Source organism: Bradyrhizobium sp. USDA 4504 (assembly GCF_054063995.1).
The window spans coordinates 3,538,864-3,556,673 of record NZ_JBSSGV010000001.1; the positions used below are offsets into that span (position 1 = coordinate 3,538,864).

Sequence of the window (17,810 nt, forward strand, 5' to 3'; positions counted from 1 at the left end):
GTTCCTTACTTCTTCCGCTTGTGGCGGCTGAGGAGAATGAATTTGTTGGTCGACTTGTTGGTGCGGGTCTTCTTGCCCTTGGTCGGCTTGCCCCACGGAGTAACCGGGTGGCGACCGCCCGAGGTACGACCTTCACCACCGCCGTGCGGGTGATCGATCGGGTTCATGACGACGCCGCGGTTGTGCGGACGCCAGCCGAGCCAGCGGGTACGACCGGCCTTACCGATCGAGATGTTCATGTGATCGGGGTTGGAGACCGCGCCGATCGTGCCGCGGCAACGGCCGTGCACCAGACGCTGCTCGCCCGAGTTCAGGCGGACGATCACGTAGTCCTGGTCGCGGCCGACGATTTGGGCGTAGGTGCCGGCGGAGCGCGCCAGCTGACCGCCCTTGCCGATCTTCAGCTCGATGTTGTGCACGATCGTGCCGACCGGCATGTTGCCGAGCGGCATGACGTTGCCCGGCTTGACGTCGACATAGTTGCCGGCGACGACGGTGTCGCCTGCCGCCAGGCGCTGCGGCGCCAGGATGTAGGCCAGCTCACCGTCCTGATACTTGATCAGCGCGATGAACGCGGTGCGGTTCGGATCATACTCGAGCCGCTCCACGACCGCCGGCATGTCCACCTTGTCGCGGCGGAAGTCGACGGTGCGGTAGGCCTTCTTGTGGCCGCCGCCGCGGAAACGCACGGTGATGCGACCGGTGTTGTTGCGACCGCCGTTGCCGAGCTTGCCCTCGGTCAGGGTCTTCACCGGCTTGCCCTTGTAGAGCGCCGAACGATCGACCATGACCAGCTGGCGCTGGCCCGGCGTCGTGGGATTGTAGGTTTTCAATGCCATCGTCGTTGCGCCTTATAGTCCGGTAGTCACGTCGATGCGGTGGCCCTCTTCCAGGGTCACGATCGCGCGCTTGGTGTCCGACTGCGAGCCGAGATTGCCGCGGAACACCTTGGTCTTGCCCTTGCGAACGAGAGTGTTGACGCTCTTCACCTTGACGTCGAACAGCTTCTCGACCGCTTCCTTGATCTGCGGCTTGGTCGCCTTGCCGGCGACCTTGAACATCACCTTGTTGTGCTCGGAGGCGAGCGTCGCCTTTTCCGTCACGACGGGAGAGATGATGACGTCGTAGTGGCGCGGATCGATGTTCTTCATTTGAAGCGCGCCTCCAGCGCATCAACCGCAGCCTTGGTCAGCACCAGCTTCTGGCGGCGGAGAATGTCGTAGACGTTGATGCCCTGGATCGGCAGCACGTCGATGTTCGGAATGTTCCGGGCCGCGGTCGCGAAACCGGCGTTCAGCTCGGCGCCGTCGATGATCAGCGCGTTGGTCAGTCCGAGGCCGGAGAAGTGGCCGAGCAGCGCCTTGGTCTTGGCGGCCTCGAGCTGCGCATTGTCGATCACGATCAGCCCGCCGTCCTTGGCCTTGGCCGAGAGCGCATGCTTGAGCGCGAGCGCGCGCACCTTCTTCGGAAGGTCGGTCGCATGGGAGCGAACGACCGGACCGAACGCACGGCCACCGCCGCGGAACTGCGGCACGCGGGCCGAGCCGTGACGGGCGCCGCCGGTGCCCTTCTGCTTGTACATCTTCTTGCCGGTGCGCCAGATCTCGGCGCGGCCCTTGGCCTTGTGGGTGCCGGCCTGACGCTTGTTCAGCTGCCACTGCACGCAGCGCTGGATGATGTCGGCGCGCGGCTCGAGACCGAAGATCGCGTCCGAGAGCTCGACGGATCCGGCGTCCTTGCCTTCAAGGGTCGTGACTTTCAATTCCATCTCACACGCCCTCCTTCTCGGCCACAGCCTCGGCAGCTTCGCCACCTGCAACCTTGAACTTGCCGGGCTTCGGGGCGTCCTTCGGCAGCGGCTTCTTGACCGCGTCGCGCACCGAGATCCAGCCGCCCTTGGAGCCGGGAACGGCGCCCTCGACGAGGATCAGGCCGCGCTCGACGTCGGTCGAAACCACGCGCAGATTGAGCGTGGTGATGCGGTCGACGCCCATGTGACCGGGCATCTTCTTGTTCTTGAAGGTCTTGCCGGGGTCCTGACGGCCACCGGTCGAACCGATCGAACGGTGCGAGATCGACACACCGTGGGTGGCGCGCAGACCGCCGAAATTCCAGCGCTTCATGCCGCCGGCGAAGCCCTTACCGATCGAGGTACCGGTCACGTCGACGAACTGGCCGACCACGAAATGGTCCGCCTGGATTTCCGCGCCGACCGGGATCAGCGCGTCCTCGGACACGCGGAACTCGGCGACCTTGCGCTTCGGCTCGACCTTGGAGACCGCGAACTGGCCACGTTCGGCCTTGGGCATGTACACGGTCTTGCGGGCGCCCGAGCCGAGCTGAAGAGCGACATAGCCGTTCTTCTCGGTCGTGCGGTGGCCCAGCACCTGGCAGTTGCCCAACTTCAGCACGGTCACAGGGATATGCTCGCCGGTCTCCGTAAAGACCCGCGTCATCCCGACCTTTTGTGCGATCACTCCGGAGCGCATCGGCGTGCTTCCTGTCTTTCTGTCCGCAAGCGGCGGACGTAAAAATCCAAAACCTTAGAGCTTGATCTCGACGTCGACACCGGCGGCCAGGTCGAGCTTCATCAGCGCATCGACGGTCTGCGGGGTCGGGTCGACAATGTCGAGGAGGCGCTTGTGGGTGCGCATCTCGAATTGCTCGCGGCTCTTCTTGTCAACGTGCGGCGAACGGTTGACGGTGAACTTCTCGATGCGGGTCGGCAGCGGAATCGGTCCGCGAACCTGCGCACCGGTGCGCTTCGCCGTGTTCACGATCTCGCGGGTCGACGTATCGAGGATTCGATGGTCGAACGCCTTGAGACGGATGCGAATATTTTGGCCGTTCATTGCCGTATTCTTTCTTTAGTGAGTGGCGAGTAGCGAATAGCGAATGGAGGGACCCACTCGCTACTCGCCATTCCCTATTCGCGTAGTTACTCGATGATCGCGGCGACGACGCCGGCGCCGACGGTGCGGCCGCCTTCGCGGATCGCGAAGCGCAGCTTCTCTTCCATCGCGATCGGCACGATCAGGTGCACTTCCATCGCGATGTTGTCGCCCGGCATCACCATCTCGGTGCCTTCCGGCAGGTGCACGACACCGGTCACGTCGGTGGTGCGGAAGTAGAACTGCGGACGGTAGTTGGTGAAGAACGGGGTGTGGCGACCGCCCTCTTCCTTGGTGAGGATGTAAGCCTCAGCCTTGAACTTGGTGTGCGGCTTGACCGAACCGGGCTTGCACAGCACCTGGCCACGCTCGACTTCCTCGCGCTTGGTGCCGCGGAGCAGCGCACCGATGTTGTCGCCGGCCTGGCCCTGATCGAGCAGCTTGCGGAACATTTCGACGCCGGTGACGATGGTCTTCTGGGTGTCGCGGATTCCGACGATTTCGATTTCCTCGCCGACCTTGATCACGCCGCGCTCGACACGGCCGGTGACGACGGTGCCGCGGCCCGAGATCGAGAACACGTCTTCAACCGGCATCAGGAACGGCTGGTCGATCGGACGCTCCGGCTGCGGGATGTACTCGTCGACATTGCGCATCAGCTCGAGGATGGCGTCGTGGCCGAGCTTCTTGTCCTTGTCTTCGAGGGCGGCGAGCGCCGAGCCCTTGATGATCGGGATCTTGTCGCCCGGGAATTCGTACTTCGAGAGCAGCTCGCGGACTTCGAGCTCGACGAGCTCGAGCAGCTCCGGATCGTCGACCATGTCGCACTTGTTGAGGAACACGACGAGCGCGGGCACGCCGACCTGGCGGGCGAGCAGGATGTGCTCGCGGGTCTGCGGCATCGGGCCGTCAGCAGCCGACACGACCAGGATCGCGCCGTCCATCTGGGCGGCACCGGTGATCATGTTCTTCACGTAGTCGGCGTGGCCGGGGCAGTCGACGTGGGCGTAGTGGCGGTTGGTCGTCTCGTACTCGACGTGAGCGGTCGAGATCGTGATGCCGCGGGCCTTCTCTTCCGGCGCCTTGTCGATCTGGTCGTAGGCGGTGAACGTCGCGCCGCCGGTTTCTGCGAGCACCTTGGTGATCGCTGCGGTCAGCGAGGTCTTGCCATGGTCGACGTGACCGATGGTGCCGATGTTGCAGTGGGGCTTGTTACGTTCGAATTTAGCTTTGGCCATTTGACTCTCCGTTCAATCGTTGACTGCCATCAACGACAATCAGGCAAACTTCTTCTGGACTTCAGCCGACACGTTCGCCGGAGCTTCGGCGTAGTGATCGAACTGCATGGTGAAGGTCGCGCGACCCTGGCTCATCGAGCGCAGGTTGTTCACGTAACCGAACATGTTCATGAGCGGCACCATCGCGTTGATGACGTTGGCGTTGCCGCGCATGTCTTGGCCCTGGATCTGGCCACGCCGGGAATTCAGGTCGCCGATGACCGAACCGGTGTAGTCTTCCGGGGTCACCACCTCGACCTTCATGATCGGCTCGAGCAGAACGGACTTGCCCTTCGTCAACGCTTCGCGGAACGCAGCCCGCGATGCGATTTCGAACGCCAGTGCCGACGAGTCGACGTCGTGATACTTGCCGTCGACCAGCTGCACCTTGACGTCCACCACCGGGAAGCCGGCAACGACACCGGAGCCCATCACGCTGTTGAGGCCCTTTTCGACGCCGGGGATGTATTCCTTCGGCACCGCGCCGCCGACGATCTTCGATTCGAACTCATAGCCCTTGCCGGGCTCGTTCGGCTCGACGACGATCGACACTTCGGCGAACTGACCGGTACCGCCGGTCTGCTTCTTGTGCGTGTACTTGACTTCGGCCTTCTTGGTCACGCGCTCGCGGAACGCCACCTGCGGCGCGCCGATGTTGGCGTCGACCTTGTAGGTGCGCTTGAGAATGTCGACCTTGATGTCGAGATGCAGTTCGCCCATGCCCTTGAGAATGGTCTGGCCGGACTCCTGGTCGGTCGACACACGGAACGACGGATCTTCCGCGGCGAGCTTGGCAAGCGCCACGCCGAGCTTTTCCTGGTCGGCCTTCGACTTCGGCTCGATCGCGATCTCGATCACCGGCTCCGGGAATTCCATCTTCTCGAGGATCACCGGCTTGTCGGGATCGCACAGCGTGTCGCCGGTGCGCGCTTCCTTCAGGCCAGCCAGCGCGACGATGTCGCCGGCATAGGCTTCCTTGATGTCTTCGCGGTTGTTCGCATGCATCAGCAGCATGCGGCCGATACGCTCTTTCTTCTCGCGGGTCGAGTTCACCACGCCGGTGCCCGACTGCAGGATGCCGGAATAGATGCGGCAGAACGTGATGGTGCCGACGAAGGGGTCGTCCATGATCTTGAACGCGAGCAGCGCCAGCGGCTCCTTGTCGTCCGCCTTGCGCACGACTTCGTTGCCCTCATCGTCGGTGCCCTTGATCGCGGGCACGTCGATCGGCGACGGCAGATAGTCGACGACGGCGTCGAGCAGCGGCTGCACGCCCTTGTTCTTGAACGCGGAGCCGCACAGCACGGGATAGAACGCGCCGGTCAGCACGGCCTTGCGGATCAGGCGCTTCAGGGTCGCCTCGTCCGGCTCCTTGCCGTCGAGGAAGGCAGCCAAAGCGTCGTCGTCGAGCTCGACGGCGGCTTCCACCATCTTCTCGCGATATTCCTTGGCCTGCTCGACCAGATCTTCCGGAATGTCGACATAGTCGAACTTGGCGCCGAGCGATTCATCGTTCCAGATGACGCCCTTCATCTTCACGAGGTCGACGAGACCCTTGAAGTTGTTCTCGGCACCGATCGGCAGCTGGATCGCGATCGGCTTGGCGCCGAGGCGGTCGACGATGTCGGACAGGCACTTGAAGAAGTCGGCGCCGGTCTTGTCCATCTTGTTGGCGAAGACGATGCGCGGAACCTTGTACTTGTCGCCCTGGCGCCAGACGGTCTCGGTCTGCGGCTCGACGCCCTGGTTGGAGTCGAGGACGCAAACGGCGCCGTCGAGCACGCGCAGCGAACGCTCGACCTCGATGGTGAAGTCGACGTGGCCGGGTGTGTCGATGATGTTCAGGCGCTTGCCGTTCCAGAACGCGGTGGTCGCAGCCGAGGTGATCGTGATGCCACGCTCCTGCTCCTGCTCCATCCAGTCCATCGTCGCGGCACCTTCGTGCACTTCGCCGATCTTGTGGCTCTTGCCGGTGTAATACAGGATGCGCTCGGTGGTCGTGGTCTTGCCGGCGTCGATATGCGCCATGATACCGAAGTTGCGGTAGTCCTCGATGGCATGTTGGCGGGGCATGAGACTGTTCCTTAAATTCCGTTGTTCGCCTTACCAGCGATAGTGCGAGAACGCGCGGTTGGCTTCCGCCATCCGGTGCACGTCTTCCCGCTTCTTGACGGCGTTGCCGCGATTGTTCGAGGCGTCGAGCAGCTCAGCCGAGAGACGCTCCGTCATGGTCTTCTCGTTGCGCTCGCGGGCGGCCGAGATCAGCCAGCGGATGCCGAGCGCCTGACGGCGCACCGACCGGACTTCGACCGGAACCTGGTAGGTCGCGCCGCCGACGCGGCGGGAACGAACCTCGATGGTCGGCATCACGTTCTCGAGCGCCTGCTCGAACACGCCGAGCGGGTTCTGCTTGGTCTTGGCCTCGATCATGCCGAGCGCACCGTAGACGATGTTTTCGGCAACCGACTTCTTCCCGGCGTACATCACCGAGTTCATGAACTTCGTAATGATGATGTTCCCGAACTTCGGATCCGGAAGAACTTCACGCTTCTCGGCAGAATGGCGACGCGACATCTGATCGGTTCCCGCTTACTTCGGACGCTTCGCGCCGTACTTCGAACGACGCTGCTTACGGTTCTTGACGCCCTGGGTATCCAGCACGCCGCGGAGGATGTGGTAGCGCACACCGGGCAAGTCCTTGACGCGGCCGCCGCGGATCATGACCACCGAGTGCTCCTGCAGGTTATGGCCCTCACCCGGGATGTAGCCGATCACCTCGAAGCCGTTGGTCAGGCGCACCTTGGCGACCTTACGAAGCGCCGAGTTCGGCTTCTTCGGGGTCGTGGTGTAGACGCGCGTGCACACGCCGCGCTTCTGCGGCGACTGCTGCAGCGCCGGCACCTTCTTACGCGACTTCTGCACTTCACGCGGATTTGCGATCAGCTGGTTGATCGTCGGCATGCAGCCTTCACCCTTTAGTTCACGCGAAAACCTTGAATGGCTCCGCAAATTTCTTCTCAGGACTAGCCGTCCCGCACGGCCTCGCTCGACACGGAACAAACAACCGCGCAAAGCGAAATCGCGCCAACCACTCATCGCTGAGCGGAAAGCGCATCGACGCCACAGAGGACCGCGATCCCGAACCGTTCAGCGTGCGCTGTTCGGTCCGCCACCGAGGTCATGCATCCGAATTCACTCTCAAGAGGACGTGCTCAAGAGAACTAATATCGTCCTGGCATTGCCTAGCTATCATCGACAGCGTTTGAGCGGCATTCGTCGAGGTTGGTGCCCGTCCGGCTCCTCAAAAAGGACCTTCGGGTGTTCCGTTCCGACGCTGGCGTAGCTCACCGCCTGTCGTTAAGTGGGCGCCTTGTATAATCGAGAGATAGTGAAGTCAAGCAAAACGACAAGCGAAGAAACGCCTCTGGCACTTGCGGATTTCGCATTTCACCGAGGTTCGGCGCAAGGCGAAATGTGACGGCCGACCGACCTCCCCGCGCACTTCATCCGAATCTTCGGGCGCGTGCGGAATCATATTACATCCGGGTAAAATATGGTTAGAAACAACTCTCCCCAAGTTAGTCCCGAAGGCAAACTTCGAAACTAAGCCTTTATTTGCCATTCGCAGCGCAAAAATCGGGGTCACAGCCACGGAATTCTCATGCGGTACACCGACATCGCGATCATCGGCGGCGGTCTTGCGGGCTCGACCGCAACCGCCATGCTCGGCCGTGCCGGGATACCGACGATCCTGATCGACCCCCACCGGGTCTACCCGTTCGATTTCCGTGTCGAAAAGATCGGCGGCGACCTCCAGCTCGAGCGATTCGCCAGGACCGGCCTCGCCGAGTCGGTGCTCCGCTCGGCGACGCTGGACGGCGAGAACTGGATCGCGCGATTCGGCAGGTTGCTCGACCGGCAGCCGAGCCGGCAATACGGCATCATGTACGACGCGCTGATTGCGGCGATTCGGAACGAAATCGCCGGGCCGGCGGAATTCATCTGCGACAAGGTGATCAATGTCGCGACCAGTTCCGAGCGGCAGCGGCTCGTGCTTGCCAATGGCGAGGAGATCTCGGCGCGCCTTGTGGTGCTTGCCAACGGCCTGAACGTCGGGTTGCGCCGGATGCTCGGCATCGAGCGGCTGGTCACGAGCTTCTGCCACTCGATCTCGCTCGGCTTCGATTTCGTCCCCGTCGGCCGCCCCGCCTTCCCGTTCGCGGCCATGACCTACTTCTCGGAGCGGCCGAGCGACCGCATCCCCTACATCACGCTGTTTCCGATCGGAAACCGGATGCGCGCCAACCTCTTCACCTATCGCAAGGCCGACGATCCCTGGCTGCGGGCGATGCGGCGCAATCCGGTGGAGACGCTGAACGCCGCGCTGCCGCGGCTGCGCCGGCTCACCGGCGAGTTCGACATCGCCGGCGATATCAAGATCAGGCCCGCCGACATCTTTGTCAGCACCGGCTATCGGCAGGCCGGCGTGGTGCTGGTCGGTGATGCCTTCGCCAGCACCTGCCCCGTCACCGGCACCGGTACCGACAAGGTGTTCACCGACGTCGCCCAGCTCTGCAACGTCCACATCCCGGCCTGGCTGTCGACCGACGGCATGGGCGAGGAGAAGATCACCGCGTTCTACGACGATCCGGTCAAGACCGCCTGCGACGCCTGGTCGAACGCCAAGGCATTCAGCTTCCGCGAGGTGTCGGTCGGCAGCGGGCCTACGTGGCGGGCCCAGCGCTGGGCGCGCTTTTTCGGCTATCTCGGCCGCGGCTGGCTGCGCCGGCTGCACAACCCTGCGGCGGCGGCGTCAACGACGCAGCCGGCCAACCACTTCCGGCAACGTCCGCACGCCGCGGACCGGGCGTAACGAAAAATCTGGCGCTCGACCATCGCCCGCGACGCGGGCCTCACGCCTCCTCATCCTCGTCTTCGTCCTCATCGTCATCATCGTCATCATCCGCGCCGTCGGCGTCCTCGTCGTGATTCAGATGTCCCTGGTCGTCCCACAGCTTGCGATAGACGCCATTGCGGGCCAGCAGCTCCTCGTGCGAGCCGCGTTCGATCGCCCTGCCGCCGGAGATCACGATGATCTCGTCCATCTCGACCACCGAAGTCAGGCGATGCGTCGACCAGATCATGGTGCGGCCCTCGGCGACCTTGAGCAGCGTGCGATTGATCGCAGCCTCCGTGGTCTGGTCGAGCGCCGAAGTCGCCTCGTCGAGCAGCAGCACGGACGGGTTACGGATGATCGCGCGCGCGATCGCGATGCGCTGGCGCTGGCCGCCCGACAGGGTATCGCCGCGCTCGCCGACCGGCGTGTCGTAGCGCTGCGGCAGACTCATGATGTAGCGATGGATCTCGGCCTTGCGGGCAGCGTCCTCGACCTCCGCGTCGGTCGCGCCTTCCTTGCCGAGCCGGATGTTCTCGCGGATCGACATGTTGAAAAGCATGTTCTCCTGGAACACGACCGCCATGTTGGCCCGCAGCGACTCGCGCGTCACCCGGCGGATATCGACGCCGTCGACGGCGACGCGGCCCTCGTCCGGCACGTAGAGCCGCAGGATCAGGTTGATCAGCGTGCTCTTGCCGGAGCCGCTGGGACCGACGATCGCAATGCTCTTGCCGGCATTGAGCTTGAGGCTGAGATTGTCGAGCACCGGCGTCTGCGCCCCCTCATATTGGAAGGTGACGCGGTCGAAGGAGATGTCGTTGGTGATGCGCGGCAGATCCGGCGCGCCGGGACGATCGGCGCCGCGGGTCGGCTCGTCGAGCAGTTCCTGGATGTGACGCACCGCCGCCGCCGACTGGATCGACACCGGGATAAAATGCATCAGATGGGCGATGTTGTAGGACACCTCCCAGAACGCACTCTCGAAGGTCACGAAGGTGCCGACGGTGATCTGCCCCTTGGTGGCGAGATAGGCGCCGATCGCCAGCACCACGAGGTGGAGCAGCAGCACCGCGATGGTGACGGTGCGCTCCACCATGGTCGACAGGAACATGGCTGACGCGGCCTTGGCCCGGACGTCGCGGTTGCGCATCGTGAACCAGCCGAGCGCCCGGCGCTGCAGATTGAACGCCTTCACCACCGCCTGCGCGGCGACGTTCTCCTGCACGGTTCCGAGCAGCGCGGCCTCGTTCTGCTTCTGCTCGTAATTGGCCTGCACCGCCTTCGGCGTCAGGATGCGCGGCCCGATCAGGGTGATCGGAAACACCAGCAAGGCGACCACGGCAAGCTGCCAGTTCAGGAACAGCATCAGGATGATGCCTGCGACCAGCTCGAGGCCCGGCAGCGCCGCGCTGTTGGCGAAGGTCTTGACCGAGCCCTCGAACGCCGACAAATCGATCGAGAATCGCGACAGGATCTCGCCGCGCTTGGTGCGCGCGAAATAGGCCGACGGCAGGTTCTGGACATGGTCGAACAGCCGCGTCCGCACGTCGGCGATGATGCCGGCGCCCAGCCGCGCATCCCAGCGCTCGTACCAGACCGCGATGATCGAGGTGACGATGCCGGCAACCGCGAGCACGCCGAGGATCTTGTAGAGGGCCCCGAAATCCTCCTCGCCGAGCGCGTCGTCGATCAGGAATTTCAGGCTGAGCGGCATGATGACGTTGAACAACGTCTCGACCAGCACGCCGAAGGCGACGCAGGCGAACGGCTTCCTGTAGTTCGCCAGGATCGGCCTGACGAAGCCAAAGATCGTGGAGAGCGCGCCGGCGGCTTCCTTGGCGGTGAAGACGACGAGGTCCTCGTCATCATCGTCGTCATCGAGCTCGAACTCGTCGTCCGCGTCGTCTTCCTCTTCGTCGTCAGCCGGCGCCGCGGACGGCTTCGTGGAGGCGGCCGCCGCGGGCGGACCGGACGCGGGCTTCTTCTTCAGCTCGGGATCGTCGGCCGCCGCTCTCGTCGGATCGTCTGATGCAGGAGGTCTTGGCGCCATGAAACCAACCGATGCTCCACGGCCGGCATGACCGCAAATCGAAACCGCAGCTGATAACACTGCGCCCGTAATCCTATGCGATCACGACGAATTCGGCAAAGCGTTTGGAACGGCCGACGCGCCGCAGCGCGCTCGCGCGGATTCGCGTAGCAAAGCATTGCCGCCGTTTGACAGCTGGTTGACACGAGGCCGGTCGGCTCGCGGCAAAAGCTTCCGGTCGGTCCCGCTAGTCGTCGAGGTCGGCTTCGACCTTGTCGAAGAAGGAATAGCGCAGGCTGTCGGAGTCGGCGTACCACTGCCCCGGCCCCTTGTTGGCGGCCAGCGTCAATGTCCACAGCGCATCGGTGCAGTCGCGGCGGTGCATCGACAGATCGAAGCCGTTGCCGAAGAACAATTCCGACCACTCCCACCAGGTGCCGAGCTTCTTCACCCCGCGCAGCAGGTCGTAGCGATCGATCACTGCCGCCGCCATGTCGGAGGTCACCGACGCGAACACGACGCCGGTCTTGACTACGCGGTTGAGCTCGCGCACCCCGCGCACCACCTGCTTTTCGCCGAGATGGCACAGCGAGGTCTCGAACACGAAGTCGAACTCGTTGGCCTTGAACGGCATGTCGGCGATCGAGCCGAGCTTGTTGTACTTCTTGAGCGCCTTCGGCGTCTTGCCGTGGATGTAGCGGTTGTTCTCGATGCCCCAGGCATCGATGCCACGTTCGCGCAGCGCGCCGACCAGTTCGCCGCTGGCGGAGCCGGCGATCAGCAGCTTGTAGCCCTTCGCCCTGCCCCAGACCGTCTTGATCAGGTCCGTCAGATAGGCCGGGTCGGTGAAGTTGCGCCAGACCTCGCTGTAGGGGCCGACGCCGCGATAATTGTCGAAATAGCTGCGGTCGATCTTGTCGGACAGCGAGTTCTCGTCCTGCGCGCGGGTACGGCGCAGCCGCATCATCTCGGTGACGATGATGTCGGTCGCGGCATCGGAGGAATCGAGCAGTCCATTCAGCGTCGAATCGAACAGATAGTCGCCGACCACCACGATGCCGGGATGGTCCTTCGGCTCGGGCCGGTGGTTGGTCATGACGTCGCGCACCGGCAGGCCGCCCGGCAGCGCGTTGACCGACGACAGCCAGCGATGGATCTTGCCTTCCAGGAAATGCTCGCGCGCATCGCCGAGCGAGGCCGGCAGCGACTTCAACGCGGCATCGATCAGCTCCTGGTCGCTGAGATTGGCGAAGGCCAGCGCATCCGAGCCCGCGATCAGCCAGTTCAGCACGCCGTGCTTGCCGACATCGTGGCGCGCGCCCTCATTGTAGACGCAGCAGCCGCCGAACGCTTCCGACATGAACCAAGCGCCCGGGATCTTCTCGCCCCAGAACGGCTCGTCGAACAGGATCGAGACCCGCAGATAATGCGCGGGCCGGTCGAAATAGGCGACGTGCTTGACCATCGACTTGCGCAGCTGTTCGCCGTCCCAGCGCATGGTCGCGAGCCAGGAGTGCGGCAGGCAGACCAGCACGAGATCGAAGTCGCGCGTCTCCGGCCCCTTGCCGTTCATCATGTTGAGCTGGTAGCGGCCGCCAGCGGTCTTGCCGACCTTGAGCACACGATGGTTGAGCTGGATGTCGGCGCTGACTTCCGAGCGTAGACAATCGATCAGCTGCTCGTTGCCGTTCTGGATCGAATACAGGCCGATATAGCCGTCGACGTCCATCACGTAGTTCTTCAGCGCGTTGAGGCCGTTGGTGTTGTGGCTCTCGGTCGCGATGTCGGAACGCGCCATCACCTTGAAGAAACGCTTGGCGGTCGCGTCCTCGACCTCCTCGTCGAGGACCTGCTCGGCGGTCTTGTAGGCCCACGGGTGTTCGTTGTCGTGGGCGCCGACGCCCTCGTAATATTCGATCGGCGACACCAGGTCGCTGCAGCGCTTGCGGAACGCCTCGATCGCGGCCGCGGTCTTCGCCCCGTATTTGCGGCGCATGCCGGGAACGTCGGCAAGCAACTCGCCGTCGAGCTGCACCTGCTCGGCGTCCATCGGGATCGTCTGCAGGCCGAAATGCTGGATCAGCTCGCGCAGCGGGTCCGGCCCCGTCATCGAGTAATCATAGATCTCGGCGACGCCGGCCTCATACATCGCGGGCGCGGTGTCGAATTTGCGCGTGACGATCTTGCCGCCGAGGCGGTTCGACGCCTCGAAGATGGTAACGCGGCAGAGGTCGCCGAGTTTGCGCTTCAAATACCAGGCGCTCATCAGCCCCCCGGGGCCGCCGCCTACGATAGCCAAGTCGAGCATATGGATTCCGTCGTCTCCGGCGCGAGCCAAACAACCGGTCTAAGTCACCCTAGCAAAGGCACTTTTTTGCCTGAAGGAAAGATGAACAAACTGCGTCCCTGCACCGCAGCAAGCAAAGAAAGCAGCAAAAAGGCCGGCTAAACGCCGGCCTTCTCGCCATACCCGTAGTCTTGCGGATGCCTATTCGGCGGGCGGCAGCGCCAGCGGCTCCGCTTCCGGAGCCGTCGGCACGATCGCCGCCTGCTGCTTCTCGCGCTCGTCGAGGATCAGCTTGTCGCGCTTGACCGCGACCTCGCGGATCCGCGCCATCGAAGCGCCGGTGCCGGCCGGGATCAGGCGGCCGACAATGACGTTCTCCTTGAGGCCCTCGAGCGGGTCCACCTTGCCGTTGACGGCAGCTTCGGTGAGCACGCGCGTGGTCTCCTGGAACGACGCCGCCGAGAAGAAGGAGCGGGTCTGCAGGCTCGCCTTGGTGATGCCGAGCAGAACCGGCGTACCCGTGGCGGGCTTCTTGCCCTCCTCCTTGGCCTTGGTGTTGAGCGCGTCGAACTCGATCTTGTCGACCTGCTCGCCCGAGATCATGTCGGTGTCGCCCTGATCGGTGACCTCGACCTTCTGCAGCATCTGACGGACAATCACCTCGATGTGCTTGTCGTTGATAAGCACGCCCTGCAACCGGTAGACCTCCTGGATTTCGTTGACCAGATAGGCAGCGAGCTCCTCGATGCCCTTGATCGCCAGGATGTCGTGCGGCGCCGGATTGCCTTCGACGATGAAATCGCCCTTTTCGACGATGTCGCCGTCCTGAAGGTGGATGTGCTTGCCCTTCGGGATCAGGTACTCGCGCGGCTCCTCGGTCTTGTCCATCGGCTCGATCGAGATGCGGCGCTTGTTCTTGTAGTCGCGGCCGAAGCGGATCGTTCCCGCGGTCTCCGCGATGATCGCCGCATCCTTCGGCTTGCGAGCCTCGAACAGTTCCGCCACCCGCGGCAGACCGCCGGTGATGTCACGCGTCTTGGCGCTCTCGGTCGAGATACGCGCCAGGATGTCGCCCGGCATCACCTTCCCGCCGGTGTCGACCGACAGAATGGCGTCGACCGACAGCATGTAGCGGGCATCGCCGCCACGCGCGAGCTTCATCACCTTGCCGTCCTTGCCCTTGACCACGATGGCCGGACGCAGGTCCGAACCGCCGCGCGTCGTGCGCCAGTCGATGACCACGCGCTTGGCGATACCGGTCGACTCGTCGAGCGTTTCCGAGATCGACTGTCCCTCGACCAGATCCTCGAAACCGATCGTGCCCTCGACCTCGCTCAGCACCGGGCGGGTATAGGGATCCCACTCGGCGATGCGCTGGCCGCGCTTGACCATATCGCCTTCGTCGACGTGCATCTTCGAACCGTACTGAATACGGTGGGTCGCACGCTCGGTGCCGTCGGCATCGACGATCGCAACGACCATGTTGCGCACCATCGCGATCAGGCTGCCTTCGCTGTTGCGGGCGATCGCCTTGTTCTTGATCACGATCTTGCCGTCGAAGTTCGATTCGACGAACGACTGCTCGTTGAGCTGGGCGGCGCCGCCGATGTGGAACGTGCGCATCGTCAGCTGCGTGCCGGGCTCACCGATCGATTGTGCCGCGATGACGCCGACGGCCTCACCGTGGTTGACCGGGGTGCCGCGGGCCAGGTCGCGGCCGTAGCACTTGGCGCAGATGCCGTTGATCAGCTCGCAGGTCAGCGCCGAGCGGATCTTCACTTCCTGGATGCCGGCCTGCTGGATCGCGTCGACGTGGCTCTCCTCCATCAAGGTGTCACGCTTGATGACGACCTCGTTGGTGGCGGGATCGCGCACGTCATCGCAGGCGACGCGGCCCAGGATGCGCGAGCCGAGCGAGGCGACCACGGTGCCGGCGTCGACGATGGCGCGCATCTTGATGCCGAGCGTGGTGCCGCAGTCGGTCTGCGTGATGATGCAGTCCTGCGCGACGTCGACCAGACGGCGGGTCAGGTAGCCCGAGTTCGCGGTCTTCAACGCGGTGTCCGCGAGGCCCTTGCGGGCGCCGTGGGTCGAGTTGAAGTACTCGAGCACCGACAGACCTTCCTTGAAGTTGGAAATGATCGGCGTCTCGATGATCTCGCCCGACGGCTTGGCCATCAGGCCGCGCATGCCGGCGAGCTGGCGCATCTGGGCCGGCGAACCACGCGCACCGGAGTGCGCCATCATGTAGATCGAGTTGATGTCGGCATCCGCGCCCGCCGCCGTCTTCTTGGTGGACGAGATCTCCTTCATCATCGCCTTGGCGACTTCTTCACCGGCCTTCGACCAGGCGTCGACGACCTTGTTGTACTTCTCGCCATGGGTGATCAGGCCGTCATTGTACTGCTGCTCGAAATCCTTCGCCAGCGTACGGGTCTGATCGACGATCTTCCACTTCGACGCCGGCACGACCATGTCGTCCTTGCCGAACGAGATGCCCGCCTTGAAGGCGTTGTAGAAGCCGAGCGCCATGATGCGGTCGCAGAAGATCACCGTCTCCTTCTGACCGCAGTGCCGGTAGACCTGATCGATCACGCCGGAGATCTCGCGCTTGGTCATCAGCTTGTTGATGATGTCGTACGAGATCTTCGGGTTCTTCGGCAGCAGGTTGCCGAGCATGACGCGGCCCGCGGTGGTTTCGATCCAGCGCTTGGAGTGCTTGCCTTCCTCGTCGAGGCCTTCCCACCGGTACTTGATCTTGGTGTGGAGGTGGATGACCTTCGAATGCAGGGCGTGCTCGAGCTCGGCCATGTCGCCGAAGATCTTGCCCTCGCCGGGCAGGCCTTCGCGCATGATCGAGACGTAGTAGAGGCCGAGCACGATGTCCTGCGACGGCACGATGATCGGCTGGCCGTTCGCCGGATGCAGGATGTTGTTGGTCGACATCATCAGGACGCGCGCTTCCAGCTGCGCTTCGAGCGACAGCGGAACGTGCACGGCCATCTGGTCGCCGTCGAAGTCGGCGTTGAAGGCGGCGCAGACCAGCGGATGCAGCTGAATCGCCTTGCCTTCGATCAGCACCGGCTCGAACGCCTGGATGCCCAGGCGATGCAGCGTCGGCGCGCGGTTGAGCAGCACCGGATGCTCGCGGATCACCTCGTCGAGGATATCCCAGACCTCCGGACGCTCTTTCTCGACCAGCTTCTTGGCCTGCTTCACCGTGGTGGACAGGCCCTTGGCATCGAGCCGCGAGTAGATGAACGGCTTGAACAGCTCGAGCGCCATCTTCTTCGGCAGGCCGCACTGATGTAGGCGCAGCTCGGGACCGACCACGATCACCGAACGGCCCGAATAATCGACGCGCTTGCCGAGCAGGTTCTGGCGGAACCGGCCCTGCTTGCCCTTCAGCATGTCGGCGAGCGACTTCAGCGGACGCTTGTTGGCGCCGGTGATGACGCGGCCACGGCGGCCGTTGTCGAACAGTGCGTCGACGGCCTCCTGCAGCATGCGCTTTTCGTTGCGGATGATGATGTCGGGCGCACGCAGCTCCATCAGCCGCTTCAGGCGGTTGTTGCGGTTGATGACGCGGCGGTACAGGTCGTTGAGGTCCGAGGTCGCAAACCGGCCGCCGTCGAGCGGCACCAGCGGACGCAGGTCCGGCGGAATCACCGGCACGACCGTCATGATCATCCATTCCGGCTTGTTGCCGGAAACGCGGAAAGCCTCGACGATCTTCAGACGCTTGGCGAGCTTCTTGTGCTTGATGTCGGAGTCGGTCTCCGCCATGTCGGCACGCAGCGTCGCCTCGAGCTTCTCGAGCTCGAGCCCCTTGAGCAGCTCGCGGATCGCCTCCGCGCCGATCATGGCGGTGAAGGAATCCTGGCCGTACTCGTCCTGCGCCTTCAGATACTCGTCTTCCGACAGCAGCTGACGGTCCTTCAGCGCGGTGAGACCCGGCTCGAGCACGACGTAGTATTCGAAGTAGAGGATCCGCTCGAGATCCTTCAGCGTCATGTCGAGCAGGAGGCCGATGCGCGAGGGCAGCGACTTCAGGAACCAGATGTGGGCGACCGGCGCCGCCAGCTCGATATGGCCCATGCGCTCGCGCCGGACGCGCGACAGCGTCACCTCGACCGAGCACTTCTCGCAGATGATGCCCTTGTACTTCATCCGCTTGTACTTGCCGCACAAGCACTCGTAGTCCTTGATCGGCCCGAAGATGCGCGCGCAGAACAGGCCGTCACGCTCCGGCTTGAAGGTGCGGTAGTTGATGGTCTCCGGCTTCTTGATCTCGCCGTAGGACCAGGACAGAATCTTCTCCGGAGACGCGATCGAAATCCGGATCTGGTCGAAGACCTGGGCCGGGGTCGTCGGATTGAAAAGATTCATAATCTCTTGATTCATGGTCTTCTCCTCGCGTGCCGATCGT

General features: G+C 63.6%; 13 protein-coding genes. 1 reads left to right on the plus strand and 12 read right to left on the minus strand.

Features of this window, described 5'->3' with window-relative positions; genetic code table 11:
- Positions 1-5: 5 nt before the first annotated feature.
- The 9 genes from rplB to rpsL form a co-directional block, all read right to left on the minus strand.
- Positions 6-839: a 50S ribosomal protein L2 gene (rplB, locus tag ACVMB1_RS16480; RefSeq protein WP_021081655.1), complete on the minus strand. Its 834-nt coding sequence runs from the start codon at positions 837-839 to the stop codon at positions 6-8.
- 12 nt (positions 840-851) lie between these two features.
- On the minus strand, positions 852-1,151 hold the full coding sequence (locus ACVMB1_RS16485; RefSeq protein WP_028339313.1) for a 50S ribosomal protein L23: 300 nt from the start codon (positions 1,149-1,151) through the stop codon (positions 852-854).
- Entirely contained in the window at positions 1,148-1,768 is a 621-nt protein-coding gene (gene rplD / locus ACVMB1_RS16490) for a 50S ribosomal protein L4 (protein ID WP_016843745.1), read from the minus strand. The genes ACVMB1_RS16485 and rplD overlap by 4 nt, the downstream gene beginning before the upstream one ends.
- 1 nt (position 1,769) lies before the next feature.
- Positions 1,770-2,489 carry a 50S ribosomal protein L3 gene (gene rplC, locus ACVMB1_RS16495; protein ID WP_057019547.1) on the minus strand — a complete coding sequence of 240 codons (720 nt, stop codon included), beginning with the start codon at positions 2,487-2,489 and terminating at the stop codon, positions 1,770-1,772.
- Positions 2,490-2,543: 54 nt separating this feature from the next.
- Positions 2,544-2,852, minus strand: a complete 309-nt coding sequence (gene rpsJ / locus ACVMB1_RS16500; protein WP_002712302.1) for a 30S ribosomal protein S10 — start codon at positions 2,850-2,852, stop codon at positions 2,544-2,546.
- Positions 2,853-2,938: 86 nt separating this feature from the next.
- Positions 2,939-4,129, minus strand: a complete 1,191-nt coding sequence (gene tuf / locus ACVMB1_RS16505) for an elongation factor Tu (protein ID WP_018272140.1) — start codon at positions 4,127-4,129, stop codon at positions 2,939-2,941.
- A gap of 39 nt (positions 4,130-4,168) precedes the next feature.
- Entirely contained in the window at positions 4,169-6,241 is a 2,073-nt protein-coding gene (fusA, locus tag ACVMB1_RS16510; protein ID WP_057019548.1) for an elongation factor G, read from the minus strand.
- 30 nt (positions 6,242-6,271) lie between these two features.
- On the minus strand, positions 6,272-6,742 hold the full coding sequence (gene rpsG, locus ACVMB1_RS16515; protein WP_016843741.1) for a 30S ribosomal protein S7: 471 nt from the start codon (positions 6,740-6,742) through the stop codon (positions 6,272-6,274).
- Between the two features lie 15 nt (positions 6,743-6,757).
- Positions 6,758-7,129, minus strand: coding sequence for a 30S ribosomal protein S12 (gene rpsL, locus ACVMB1_RS16520; protein WP_006611834.1), 372 nt, complete (start codon positions 7,127-7,129; stop codon positions 6,758-6,760).
- 700 nt (positions 7,130-7,829) lie between these two features.
- On the opposite strand from rpsL, the gene ACVMB1_RS16525 reads away from it, so the two are divergent.
- Positions 7,830-9,041, plus strand: a complete 1,212-nt coding sequence (locus ACVMB1_RS16525) for an FAD-dependent oxidoreductase (RefSeq protein WP_076831377.1) — start codon at positions 7,830-7,832, stop codon at positions 9,039-9,041.
- A 40-nt stretch (positions 9,042-9,081) separates the two neighbouring features.
- On the opposite strand, the gene ACVMB1_RS16530 is transcribed toward ACVMB1_RS16525, so the two are convergent.
- The 3 genes from ACVMB1_RS16530 to rpoC all read right to left on the minus strand — a co-directional run bounded on the left by ACVMB1_RS16530 (position 9,082) and on the right by rpoC (position 17,785).
- Complete coding sequence (locus ACVMB1_RS16530; RefSeq protein WP_253623754.1) at positions 9,082-11,115, minus strand: ABC transporter ATP-binding protein; 2,034 nt, start codon at positions 11,113-11,115, stop codon at positions 9,082-9,084.
- Positions 11,116-11,341: 226 nt separating this feature from the next.
- Complete coding sequence (locus ACVMB1_RS16535) at positions 11,342-13,402, minus strand: FAD-dependent oxidoreductase (RefSeq protein WP_076831382.1); 2,061 nt, start codon at positions 13,400-13,402, stop codon at positions 11,342-11,344.
- A 180-nt stretch (positions 13,403-13,582) separates the two neighbouring features.
- Positions 13,583-17,785, minus strand: a complete 4,203-nt coding sequence (rpoC, locus tag ACVMB1_RS16540; RefSeq protein WP_057019552.1) for a DNA-directed RNA polymerase subunit beta' — start codon at positions 17,783-17,785, stop codon at positions 13,583-13,585.
- Between the last annotated feature and the right edge of the window lie 25 nt (positions 17,786-17,810).